General features: G+C 37.0%; 12 protein-coding genes, 1 rRNA gene and 1 pseudogene. 3 read left to right on the top strand and 11 right to left on the bottom strand.

What is annotated here, in order from left to right; translation table 11 throughout:
- Window positions 1-86: ribosomal RNA gene (rrf, locus tag AC1Q59_RS03165) — 5S ribosomal RNA — on the top strand; the annotation flags it as partial.
- 319 nt (window positions 87-405) lie between these two features.
- Here rrf and AC1Q59_RS03160 read toward each other — a convergent pair.
- The 5 genes and pseudogenes from AC1Q59_RS03160 to AC1Q59_RS03140 form a co-directional block, all read right to left on the bottom strand.
- A pseudogene (locus AC1Q59_RS03160) lies at window positions 406-681 on the bottom strand (GNAT family N-acetyltransferase); the annotation flags it as partial.
- Between the two features lie 236 nt (window positions 682-917).
- Complete coding sequence (locus AC1Q59_RS03155; protein WP_492364311.1) at window positions 918-1,301, bottom strand: VOC family protein; 384 nt, start codon at window positions 1,299-1,301, stop codon at window positions 918-920.
- A gap of 305 nt (window positions 1,302-1,606) precedes the next feature.
- A complete protein-coding gene (locus AC1Q59_RS03150; RefSeq protein ID WP_492364310.1) occupies window positions 1,607-2,389 on the bottom strand; it encodes a hypothetical protein in 783 nt (260 codons plus the stop codon).
- Between the two features lie 468 nt (window positions 2,390-2,857).
- Entirely contained in the window at window positions 2,858-3,325 is a 468-nt protein-coding gene (locus AC1Q59_RS03145; protein WP_492364309.1) for a VOC family protein, read from the bottom strand.
- A gap of 91 nt (window positions 3,326-3,416) precedes the next feature.
- A complete protein-coding gene (locus AC1Q59_RS03140) occupies window positions 3,417-3,782 on the bottom strand; it encodes a hypothetical protein (protein WP_492364308.1) in 366 nt (121 codons plus the stop codon).
- A 136-nt stretch (window positions 3,783-3,918) separates the two neighbouring features.
- On the opposite strand from AC1Q59_RS03140, the gene AC1Q59_RS03135 reads away from it, so the two are divergent.
- Window positions 3,919-4,359 (top strand): YaiI/YqxD family protein, encoded by a 441-nt coding sequence (locus AC1Q59_RS03135; protein WP_492364307.1) that lies wholly within the window; start codon window positions 3,919-3,921, stop codon window positions 4,357-4,359.
- Window positions 4,360-4,517: 158 nt separating this feature from the next.
- On the opposite strand, the gene AC1Q59_RS03130 is transcribed toward AC1Q59_RS03135, so the two are convergent.
- The 6 genes from AC1Q59_RS03130 to AC1Q59_RS03105 all read right to left on the bottom strand — a co-directional run bounded on the left by AC1Q59_RS03130 (window position 4,518) and on the right by AC1Q59_RS03105 (window position 10,794).
- A complete protein-coding gene (locus AC1Q59_RS03130; RefSeq protein WP_492364306.1) occupies window positions 4,518-4,673 on the bottom strand; it encodes a DUF3934 domain-containing protein in 156 nt (51 codons plus the stop codon).
- Window positions 4,674-4,997: 324 nt separating this feature from the next.
- Window positions 4,998-7,586 (bottom strand): FtsX-like permease family protein, encoded by a 2,589-nt coding sequence (locus AC1Q59_RS03125; RefSeq protein WP_492364305.1) that lies wholly within the window; start codon window positions 7,584-7,586, stop codon window positions 4,998-5,000.
- The gene (locus tag AC1Q59_RS03120; protein ID WP_492364304.1) at window positions 7,583-8,266 is read right to left on the bottom strand and encodes an ABC transporter ATP-binding protein; all 684 of its coding nucleotides are present in this window, start codon (window positions 8,264-8,266) and stop codon (window positions 7,583-7,585) included. The genes AC1Q59_RS03125 and AC1Q59_RS03120 overlap by 4 nt, the downstream gene beginning before the upstream one ends.
- Window positions 8,267-8,426: 160 nt before the next feature.
- Window positions 8,427-9,431, bottom strand: a complete 1,005-nt coding sequence (locus tag AC1Q59_RS03115; protein WP_492364332.1) for an ATP-binding protein — start codon at window positions 9,429-9,431, stop codon at window positions 8,427-8,429.
- Window position 9,432: 1 nt separating this feature from the next.
- Window positions 9,433-10,116, bottom strand: a complete 684-nt coding sequence (locus AC1Q59_RS03110) for a response regulator transcription factor (RefSeq protein WP_492364303.1) — start codon at window positions 10,114-10,116, stop codon at window positions 9,433-9,435.
- Window positions 10,117-10,281: 165 nt separating this feature from the next.
- The gene (locus tag AC1Q59_RS03105) at window positions 10,282-10,794 is read right to left on the bottom strand and encodes a DinB family protein (protein WP_492364302.1); all 513 of its coding nucleotides are present in this window, start codon (window positions 10,792-10,794) and stop codon (window positions 10,282-10,284) included.
- Between the two features lie 290 nt (window positions 10,795-11,084).
- Here AC1Q59_RS03105 and AC1Q59_RS03100 point away from each other — a divergent pair, with 290 nt between their 5' ends.
- Window positions 11,085-11,831 (top strand): DUF2087 domain-containing protein, encoded by a 747-nt coding sequence (locus AC1Q59_RS03100; RefSeq protein ID WP_492364301.1) that lies wholly within the window; start codon window positions 11,085-11,087, stop codon window positions 11,829-11,831.
- The last annotated feature ends 19 nt before the right edge of the window (window positions 11,832-11,850 follow it).

Raw genomic sequence — 11,850 nt, 5'->3', positions numbered from 1 at the left:
TTCCCATCCCGAACACGGCAGTTAAGCTTCTCAGCGCCGATGGTAGTTAGGGGCTGTCCCCTTGTGAGAGTAGGACGTTGCCAAGCAATTAAGGAAACCCACGTAAAATTACGTGGGTTTTTGTTTTTGCTGCTAAATATTTTAGAAGGAACAGAACATCATGCAAACTGATATTTATCCTAAAGTAGTCAGGTTTTATTTTTTAATCGTCTATTAATGTCAGCTGCGAAGTTAGTACACTATAATGGCTCTAAAATGGAAATCAGCGCTGACCTTGCTATAGGTAAGCGCCCGATTGTGGAAGTTTGTTCTTCAAATAAAGTACCCGTTAGTGCAATAAGTTTCTTTAAAAATCGCTAAAAGTGTTTCCATCATTCTCTATAGACTTGCAGTTTTAAATTTCACTCCCCTGTATTCTTTTTCTACAAACATCTTTCTTAATGCAATTTGACGGTTACCTATGTCTAAAAGACTGATTGTACCAACTACTTTATTGTTGTAAATAGCCACCCAAAAGTTACCATTACCAGTTTGATAAAACTCTTCTATGGTAAACAAATCAGGCTGGTCCTCCTTGGTTATCTGAATATTGTATTCTTGTTGTTGAATATGAAGAATTAAATCTACGACTTGATCTTGGTACTCACTAGAGTATTCTTTTACAATGGGAATGTTGTCCATAAAACTGCACCGCCTATAATATAATTTCACTTTACTATTTTCAGTATAATACAACCTTTTGATGAATTCTCGTTCCTTCACTAACCTGCTTCGTTAGTATAACAAGAAAAAAGACCGCCGTAGCGATCACTTCTATAGCTCTTGCACCCGTTAGTTAAAAAAGAGCTGGCTCAACTAGAAGTTAGAACCCACTCTATTTTTGCTTCTTTTTGTATATCAAAGGATAAATTGAACCTTTAAACGTTTGTGTTTATTTCAATTAATGTACCATTGGGGTCTCTAAAATGGGCTACACGTATTCCCCAGTCTCTTCTGTTATGGGGTTCGGAAATAAATTGTACCTTCGATTTCAAAGAATGAAAGATTTCATCTACATCATCAACTGCGAAAATTAAAACCACTTCGTTTAATGGTGTATTTATATTGGCATCATTCGATTCATTTATATGTTCAAGCATCTGTTTTTTATCAAATATAGCAAGTTGTGTGTTTCCTACTTGGAATTGGGCATAATTAGAATTTTCATCTCCCCAAGTACACTCAAAAGAAAGATTATCTTTATAAAAATGGTAACATTCTTTATAATTATTTACCAAAATTCTTGTATGTGTTAATTTCATTTTGTCACTCCTTAAGGTTTATTTTTGCTCTTATTATATATTGTTGTTGCGAATACTTAAAACATTAACACAAATGTCGATTTCTTGTTAACTATCCTGCACGTTAGTGGAACAAGCAAAAAAAGCTGCCGAAGAAGCAACAGTTGTTTTACTCTAGCACCCGTTAGCTTAAGTACATTCTTTCACAAAGTATTTTTTAAATGAAAAGCTTTGCTGCGCAGAAAACTCCAATAACATCAATATTAATCCTCTGTTTAAATAATAAAAAAGCCAAGAGAAAGTCCTCTTAGCTTTTACAGTGTGTGTTATTTTCTACCAATTGAAAGAGCAATCGAACCATCAGCAGGGCTATAAGTTGCAGTTACGTTTCTTCCGTTAGCAGTAAATTGGTCTGGAATGTCATCACTATTGAAGTAATTCCATACTCGGTTAGCATCCGCACCAAAGTAGAGTTTGAATAATTCTTTGGCTACGACTGGAATACGTTCTGAATATTGAAGATCAGGGGCAGTCCAGAAATAGAATTTAAGAATGACTTCGTATGAACCACTATCAGATACATTAATCGCACCTGGGTAAGATGGAATAGAATAACGAGTACCGCCATTCGTAAATCCAAGCTCATTTTGAAGTGTTGTTAAATTTGTTAAGTGATTAGGACTCCAAGATGATTTTAGCACCGGTGCAACCCAACCATCAGGATATACTTTTCCAACTGATTCCGTTTGTGATTGTCCTTCCAAAAGTGCTAACTTCGCTTTTGAAGGAGTTTCATATTTCACTGCATTGGACTTTTTTACAAAAAGACCGCCGCCAAGACCGTAATAGCCACCGTCCTGTCCTTTATAGCTATAAACTCGATATTCATCGCCTTTTTTTAATGTTCTGTCTGCCCTTTCAAAAGTGTTGTCTTTAGCTTGATATATTGGTGTCGCGCTTAAAACTGTTATTTTACCAATTTGACCTGCTTTTAATTCAGTCTTCCCCCACATTACCTTTTGAGTGGCAGCAGAAACTGATCCTACTGACCATACCGATAATAGTAAAGCAGGGACAATTATTACTGAAATTAGGAATTTACTTTTCATGTAATGACCTCCGTTGTTTTTTAATACAGAATTTATATCGGAGAAAATTAGGATATTTTTACTAGATATCTACTACGCAATATATGATTTATTCCACAATCTGGCTCGATTGTTGAACAAAAGTAATACATCGAACTTCAACTAAACTGCCTTTTAGTTAAAGTATTCATCAAAAAAGGCCTTAACCCTATGGATCAACGCCTCTTTAGCTTAGGTGCAATTGTATGTATACTTATTAAGTATTATGTTACCTTTGTTAGAACATTAGTATTACATCATGACAGCAGCAATATATAAAGGAAATATGAAGCTGGAATCAGGGTAATGAAAGAGCCTATTTTCTGGTTTTTAGATTGAATAGTAAAATAAACCATTACCCAAATAAACAACCAAATAAAGATTGTAAAGTCATTGGTAGAGCCTAGTTATTGAGTAGAACCTTCCCCAATTCCACTAAGCCGGAGTACATTACTTTACAATTTTATTATTTTGTTCCCATTCTTCTAAGGTTATCATATTAAATTCTTCTTCAAAATCTATCCTTAAAGGAGCGATTAATTCAATGCTATTGCCATCAGGGTCTTTGAAATAGATAGCGGCATGAGCATGTGGGTTATTAGGTAATACTAATGGTTGTTTTTCAGGAGGGAATCCGAAATTAGTTGAGACAATAATTCCTCTTTTCTCCAACCACTCTTTGATATGTTTCATATCTTCGCTATCAATTTGTAACGCTACATGTCTTAATGAAGGATGGTAAGGAGTATGAACTTTATCTGTCTCCCACAATCCTAACCAGCTTCTTCCTTTCTCAATCCAAAAAAATGCTAACTTTTCTTGTTTATATGCAATTTCCAAGTCTAATTTATTATAAAACTCAATAGATCGTTCAAGATTACTTACAGGTAAATGTGCTTCGTATAATCCTTTTATCAAAAAGAACTCTCCTTTATATTTAGTTTCATTTATATATTAAATGTTATGTGAATCTTATTAAAGTAAACTGCCCGGTAGTTGAACAATTTAATTATTGAGTTGGTACATTTGCTTTAAAATACTGTTCGTTGATTTCGTATATAATCGACTTTTTATCTGCAACATTTTTATATAACTTTGTACCAGGTGTTAATGAATTTGAATCAAAGTTCTCTTCATTCAGATTAGGATTTGTATCACTGTCTACAATATTTCGTTTAACTTCTCCAATAAATTCTCCGACAATTTCTTTTTCAACCTCTTCATTTGTTAATTGGTAAGATTGATTATGTACTTTAACAAACTCATAAGCCCAAGAAGCTTCCGAAGTAGTTATTGCTTCAGGATTTTCAGAAGTTGATTCATTGTTACAAGCAACTAATAGCATTAAAGAAAGCAACGCAATAATATTTTTCAAAGTTACCACCTCTTTATAATTTGTCGTTAATAATGCTACAAAGGTTACTCATTTTAGATAAACCATCTTTATCGTTTGACAAAGGCTAAATTTGCCATTATTATCAACTCAAACTTTCTTTTGGGGAGAGGTAAAGATGAAAATTTATGTTGATGCAGATGCTTGTCCGGTAAAAGATATCATTATCTCTGAAGGTACAAATGCTGAAATTCCTGTTATCCTAGTTACTAGCTTTTCTCATTTTTCTAATGCAGAACAACCACCAGGAGTGGAAACCATTTATGTTGATTCTGGAGCAGATGCTGCTGATTATCGGATTATGAAGTTAGCAGAAAAAGGGGATATCATCGTTACGCAAGATTATGGTCTTGCTTCGCTAGGTTTAGCAAAAGGGTGTGTGGTCCTTCACCAAAATGGGTATAGCTATACAAATGAAAACATTGATCAATTATTACAATCACGTTATTTGAGTGCGATGGCTCGAAAAAGCGGAAAGCGAACAAAGGGGCCAAAACCATTTACATCAGAAGATAGGGAGAAATTTAAGGAGCATTTTAAAAGAGCGATTTCACATTAAAAAAAGACCGTTTATTTTTAAGAAAAACTGAAAAATATTAGGCTAATCTGCTGCAGCAAATGAAAAAAGCGAACTCCTTAAAAGGGGAGCTCGCACACGTTGTGTAATTAAATAAATTGTATTTGTTTTAGCATTCGTTATATTTCGGATAAGTGTCATTAATTTTTGCTCGTATTTTCAACATCCGCTTTTTTTGTCCCTTTACTTATATAAGGTTTTGCACTCTTTTTTCTGTTTGCACTAGCTTGCCACCGACTCCAACCCTTCTTGTCTGTTCCTCTTCCTGTTCCACCTTTTCCTTTAGCTTTACTCATAAAGTCACCTCATTATTATTCTAGGTTGAGTTACCTATCTGGTTAGTTGTAGTTATTTTACTTTAATATATTGAAAATAAATAGCACATTACCCCAATGGATTGGAAGACTTAAAGCAAAAGAATTACAAAATTAATATCATTGATGTAGGATAATGTCTAAAAATCTTAAATTAATTACTGGTTCAAGTTAGTGCAAAAAAGCTCTCCCAATTTTTGAAGCATACAGGATTGAGGAAGGAAGAGAGGAAATCAACGCCCGCACAGACAAAAATAAAAGGGAGCCAGAACGTTAGTCGAAACAAACTTTCTCGCTCCCTTTATCTTATATATTCTCCTGCTTTAAGCTCTCAATGATATTTTCATTCTTAATCTTCGATATCGAATACAGCATCGCAGCACCAACAATCAAGAAAATCACGATAATAACAAAAAGAATGTTCATCCATGGAAGACTAAATTCATATTCGAAGGTGTAGCCCGTGGAGCGATGAATGCCGAACATAACAAGGATACTGATGGGCAAACCGTAGGCAAGAGCCTTCACCCCGTAAAAAATACTTTCATAATGAATCATTTTATTAAAGCCTTTCGGGGTCATGCCAACGGAACGCAGCATCGCAAATTCACGTTTTCGCAGTAAAATGCTTGTTGAAATCGTATTAAAGATATTTGCTATCGAGATTAAAGAAATGAGGGTGATAAACCCATAGGTGAAGACAGACATTAGCAAAATCATCTGTTCCTCCTGTTGTCTCTGCTGGTAGACATTGTACACATGAATATTCGTGTCTTTTCGGTCTTCAATTGCTGCTTGAGTAGCCATTGGATCGGTACTGTTTAGATAGACAAAAGAGCTTACTGACTCTGGATCAATTGCCATTTGGTCCATGGTGGTTTCGGGAACGATAATATTAATGCCTCCAAGAGAAGCAGTTTGAACGCCTATTGGAACTTGGTCAGTAAGAGCGCCGATTTCAACTTCACTTACCAATTCCCGCTGTGGCTGCTCCGTCTCCATATCCCCGTTAGCCATCGTAAATAAGTCGATTCTATTCCCGACCTCTGATTCTATTGTTTTTGATTCAATAAATTTTCCTAATGCATAATTTTCATAGGAAGTTTGGTTAATAACAATCCCCACTGGAGTGTCCTGTTGATAAAAATCTTCCGCATCTGCACCAATTTGTTTGGCATATGCTTTAAAACTCTCTTGATCCAGACCATGCAGCATCACAAAATAAGGGAATTTTCCATCCTCAAGTGGCCAGTTATGCTCCTTTATCTGCGTTTTCAATTGGGCTGGAATTTGATCCATCTCTATGAGTGCGTCTAATTGTGTTTCTTTCATGAGGGAGGATTTAGTTACATGTGCTAGCTTCGTATACTCTGCTAGCTTATCTCTCTCTAATGAACTGCTGGAAATTTGGATATCAAATTGCAGATCATTTTGCGACATATCCAGTGACTTTTTCAAACTATCGGTAAAATAGCTGACCGATAAAAACAGGACAATGCTAATCACGAGCGAAAATACGGTGGCCAAATATCTTTTTTTATTTCTTTTGACATTCTTCAAACCGATTTCTGCTTCCATTCCAAACACTTTTCGTACAAGTCTTGAGGTTTTCACCGTTTTTCCAGACAGCTTGATGTCATGTGTTTGGCGGATGGCATCAATGGCTGAAACTCTGGAAGCCTTTTGGGCAGGAATATAGGTAGAAATAAAAATCGTTATAATCGATATCCCACAGGCAATCAAGAGGGAGGCCGGCGTAACAACTAGCTCCAGCTTTTCTGAAACCCCGAGCGCATCTTGGAGGAACTTGTTGATAAAAACAAAGGTAATCCAAATCCCTGTAAGACCCGCAAGAATGCCAATGGGAATACTAATCGCTCCAATGACCGCACCTTCAAAAAAGACAGAATTCCGTTTTTGCTTTTTCGTCGCACCAACACTTGAAAGCATCCCTAAATGTCTAGCCCGTTCGGATACACTAATCGCAAACGCATTATAGATTAAAGCTACCGATCCGATGATAATGACGCCCATAATAATGCCTGCTAAAGAGAAGAGCGTCATTCGAAGCTGATCATTTTTCGTCACTCCATAATAGCGGAGCAGCTCAGAATTATAATATACCTCATCAATTTCATGGGCTTGGGCGAGATTTTCTGCATGTTCATATAGGGAGCCTTTGATTTTTGTTAACACGACATACGCATCAACGTTATCCTTTTCGCTTAAAGACTTCTCATCAACATAGCCAATAACGGTATAACCAGGTGACCATGTGGGTTCCCAGGCAGGGCGTTCGATCTTCCCAACGATTTTCACCGTTTTGGTTTTGTTTATTTTCAGTTTTTCCTTAATGGTATGATCCTCGCGCTGAAGGGAGTCAACCTGCGTCAGCATCTTTTGGTTTTCTTTGTCCCAACGTTCACCAATGTCAACCGTAAGCTGATCACCGATGTTGTATTCGACCTTCGCATTACTTAAAATCGCTTCAGAAATGGCAATTTCATGTTCATTGTTAGGAAGTCTTCCTTCTATCACTTCAATCGGGAAGTGCTCCAGACCGATCTTATTATAGTTTTTAAAATATAAATACGGTTTATTGTCGTTATTTGATTCTTCAAGGGGAGCATAGCCGTCACTGGAAAGAATTACTGATTTTGTTTCACTGTCATTTGTAATGGCTTCAATCTGGTCAGGGGTGACATTCTTATATTGAACATGCCATTCACCATTGTTGGTGATTTCCTGCCGAATGATTAAGTCTAAAAAGGAAATACCGAGCGTCGCAACGGCGGTAATCATGGCCACCGAAATGATGACTCCAATGATGGTTACGAGTGAACGGCGTTTGTTCTCTCTTAAATGCCTAATCGTCACTAGTTTGATGATATTCACGGACGAATCACCTCATCCTTGGCAATCCTGCCATCTTCAATCGAAATGATGCGGTCTGCTTGAAGGGCGATGCGCTCATCATGGGTGATGACAATCAAGGTTTGTTTATAGGTTTTATTAAACATTTTGAGCAGCTCCATGATTTCCTTACTGTTTTTACTGTCAAGATTCCCTGTCGGCTCGTCGGCAAGCATAATCGCAGGATTACTTATTAGCGCACGTCCGATGGAAACACGCTGCTGCTGCCCGCCTGAAAGCTGGTTAGGCAGGTGGGATAGCCGTTCGCTCAAGCCTAAAATGTCAGTCACTTTGTTAAAATGAGCTGGATCCACCTTTTGTTCATCTAAAAGCATGGGCAGTGTTATATTTTCTTCAACCGTTAAGATGGGAATTAGATTATAAAATTGATAAATTAAGCCAATTTGTCTTCGTCTAAAAATCGCCAGCTGCGTTTCATTCAAGTCATAGATATCGGTTTGATCAATGAGGACTTTCCCGCTCGTCGGCTGATCGACTCCGCCTAGTAAATGGAGAAGAGTTGACTTTCCTGAACCGGAAGGACCGATGATGCAAACAAAATCCCCTTTTTTCACGGAAAAAGAAACATCATCAAGTGCTTTAACAGCCGTTTCACCCTTGCCATATATCTTTGACAGATTTTTAACCTCTAAAATATTCATGTGATTGCCTCCATCATTTTTCTGTATGATGTGAGTATATCTAGCTAGTATGACTTTAAAGTGACTCTAAAGTGACAATTTATTCACTTTAGGAGGGAGGAGATTAAAAAGCAGAGGACCAATCGTTTAACAGCATAAAAATAAGCAGGGAAATGATCGCTCAAATCACCTGCTTGAAAAATTTTATCTGAAATAGGGTCCCAGCATCTGGTTGACTTTGCACCTCAATATCGCCCTGCTGACTCGTGATGATGCTATGTGCCATCGCAAGTCCGATTCCAACACTGTCATCACTCGCATTTTTCCCTTTGTAAAAGCGTTTAAATATATAGGGGAGATCTCCCTTAGCAATTCCTTTTCCGTTGTCAGATATATTGATTTCTGTGAACAAAGCATTTTCAGCATATCGAATGGAGATTTCACCGCCATCTGCCGTATGCTCGACACAGTTTTTGATAATATTGATGAGTGCTTCTGCAGTCCAATTAAAATCACCGATAAAGGCGGCTTGCTCTTCTCCCTGGACGGACAGGCTTTGCATTTTAATATCCATTGGAACCAATAGAGGCTCGACAGCAGCTTGAATAAGGGCACCGACCATGACCTTTTCTTTTTTAAAGGTAATGGTTCCTGCATCAATTTTCGAGAGCTTTAATAAGGAAGATACTAGCCATTCCAAGCGTTCCAGCTGTATTTGCAGGTTTCGGGTGAATTCGGCTCGCTTTTCATCCGTCAATCGGGCATCACGCAGCAAATCGGCCATAACCATCATGGAGGTAAGGGGAGTTTTTAATTGGTGTGAGATATCTGATATCGCATTTGTCAGCTTGGCTTTATCCTCTTGCAGGAGCGCCCCGTGCTCAGATAGCATTTTCGTCACTTTGTAAATATGACTTTTTAAAATGCTTAACTCTCCTTCATGATTATCACGAATGTCTAAATAAAAGTTCCCGCTGCTAATTTCCTGTAAGTAGCCTGACAGTTTTTCGATTTCTCGGTAGCGCCATTTGGTGAAAACCAACATGCAGCTTATTAGCAGGATGGAAATAACGAATACAAAGAAGGCTGCAAGGATGGAAACGAAAAGGGCGGCTAATATAAATCCTAGTCCGCTAATCAGCAGGAGAATGGCCAGTAATCGTTGGATTTCACGATTGCGTAGCAACTCACTCACCGACCTTATAGCCCATACCTCTAACCGTCCTGATAATGGTTGGGCTTTGCGGATTGTCTTCTAGCTTCTCTCGCAATCTTTTAATATAAACGGTTAAGGTATTGTCATTGACAAAATCACCGCCAACATCCCAGATTCTATCTAACAGCTGCGTTCTTGTGAGCACCTGTCCAATGTGATTAGCGAAGATCAGGAAAAGCCGATATTCTAATGCAGTCAGCAATATTTCATTTCCACTTTTATAGACTTTTCCATCCAATAGGCTGATTTGTATATTTTCGATTTCAATCATATTTTTCGGCTGGCTTTGGCGATTGTAGCGACGGTATACCGAGTTTATTCTTGATACAAGCTCGCGGATCCGAAAGGGTTTTGTAATATAGTCATCGGCACCCATATCCAGCCCCATGACAACATTCACTTCATCATCATAAGCAGTTAAAAAGATGACGGGAATATCCCGTTGTTTTTTCACAAGCTCACATAGCTCATAGCCGCTGCCATCTGGCAGGTTGAGGTCAAATAGGCATAAATCAATTTCATCAATTTGATTATGAATGATTTCTGCTGCCGTGGCTGCATTATGAGATAGCAAAATTTCATATTCCTCTTGTTTCAAGGAATACTCTAACCCTGAAGCGATGGTTCGATCATCCTCGACCAATAAAATTTTCATTCCGTTCACCCTTACATCCGATACTTACTTTTTCATCTTACTGAACAAGGTTGTACCCTTTATTATAAAGAAAAACACATTGATTTGGGAAATTCAATGTGTTTTACAGCCGCTTCTCAATCATGCATAAGAAAACAGGCTCGCCAAAACAATCCTATTGTCAACTTACACATCCGTCATTTTAACAAGCATTTGTTCTAACTCATCTTTTTGTCGCAAGTGATGACGGAAATGCATACCAACCAAATCATACCATTCCCTTGCATTCAGCCATCCGAACCCTCCATGCTCGACTTTATAATTTTGGTTTATATTATCCACTTTTGATTCCCATTGGCTTAACCTCAGAATTAGTTGATCCATTCTGCTGATAAGATCGTCTTTGCTATCTGAATTATTAGGTGGAGTATTTAGTTCATCCGGTAATTTAATTTTAATTGGCGGAAATCCCCCAATCTTAAATAAATGCTCACCAAACTCCGTTTTTCCAAGGGGTTGTTCATCATTTAAGGTGGTACATGTTTCCATATTATCTATATACTCATGGGCAACAAGGATTAAATGATCATACATTTGCCCAATAGACCAAACCGTTTCTTCAGATTTATATCTTAGCTGTTCCATAGAGTAATTTTGCAGCTGGTTTTTGTAAGTATTAATTAGTTTAAGTTCGCTCAATTTAATTCCTCCTTTATATTAATTAACTCAAATCTAAACCGTTTTCATTTTTTGTATATGTAACTAATTATTCAATTTTTGATTACAAATACCTTCATAACAAATTGCCCTTGTTCAATAAGGTAAGGAGATGCCGCAGCTGCCTCCTTTGTAAATTAACAGATATATAAATAAACCGTTTGTTTTTTAATTGACTATACATAAACTTTAATATAATATGTTTATACATGTACAAACGAAATTAATTTATGTTTGCTTTTCTTCAAAAAAGATTGGACGTGTTTATATCAATGGAAATATCAAATATTTTTTGGAGTGCCTCTTTAGAAGAGTTGAAAAGTGGGTATATTCAAGACGGTGGTTCATTTACTTGTCTTTTATGTGGGGAAAGAGTAGAAAAAGGGATAGTTTATCCTTACGAAAATCGATTTTACGAAGCCGAAAGGTATATGCGTATTCATATTGAGAGTACCCACCTATCCGTATTTGAACATTTACTTGCCATGGACAAGAAGCTCACGGGTCTTACTGAACATCAAAAGAAACTATTATCTCTTTTTTATCAGGGGAAAAATGATAAAGAAATTCAAACAGAACTAGGCATTGGAAGTGCCTCTACTATTCGTCATCATCGTTTTGCATTAAAAGAAAAAGAACGTCAGGCAAAGACTTTTTTAGCAATGATGGAATTACTGAGTGAAAAAGATGATCATGCACCAGCTTTTGTACCCGTCCATAAAACAGCCACAATGGTAGATGAAAGATATAACATTACACAAGAGGAACAAGAGCAATTGGTTAATAAATACTTCTCAAAAGGAGTATTGACTAAGTTTCCCAATAAAGAAAAACAAAGACTCGTGATTCTGAGAGAAATTTCGAAACATTTAAAAGCGGATTATCATTACGATGAAAAAGAATTAAATCAGATTTTAAAAGGCTTCTATGAGGATTATGCATTAATAAGAAGATATTTAGTGGATTACGGATTTTTAAACCGTAAATCTGATGGAAGCAGTTATAGGTTAAAAAAATAAATGGATAACAGTAGGTGAA

The organism is Cytobacillus sp. MT66 (assembly GCF_058792595.1).
This window is presented reverse-complemented; position numbering and strand designations above follow the sequence as displayed.

Coding starts and splice junctions, on each gene's coding strand:
- AC1Q59_RS03155 (WP_492364311.1), bottom strand. CDS start 1,301: ATGAAATTAACACATACAAGAATTTTGGTAAATAATTATAAAGAATGT.
- AC1Q59_RS03150 (WP_492364310.1), bottom strand. CDS start 2,389: ATGAAAAGTAAATTCCTAATTTCAGTAATAATTGTCCCTGCTTTACTA.
- AC1Q59_RS03135 (WP_492364307.1), top strand. CDS start 3,919: ATGAAAATTTATGTTGATGCAGATGCTTGTCCGGTAAAAGATATCATT.
- AC1Q59_RS03130 (WP_492364306.1), bottom strand. CDS start 4,673: ATGAGTAAAGCTAAAGGAAAAGGTGGAACAGGAAGAGGAACAGACAAG.
- AC1Q59_RS03120 (WP_492364304.1), bottom strand. CDS start 8,266: ATGAATATTTTAGAGGTTAAAAATCTGTCAAAGATATATGGCAAGGGT.
- AC1Q59_RS03110 (WP_492364303.1), bottom strand. CDS start 10,116: ATGAAAATTTTATTGGTCGAGGATGATCGAACCATCGCTTCAGGGTTA.
- AC1Q59_RS03100 (WP_492364301.1), top strand. CDS start 11,085: ATGGAAATATCAAATATTTTTTGGAGTGCCTCTTTAGAAGAGTTGAAA.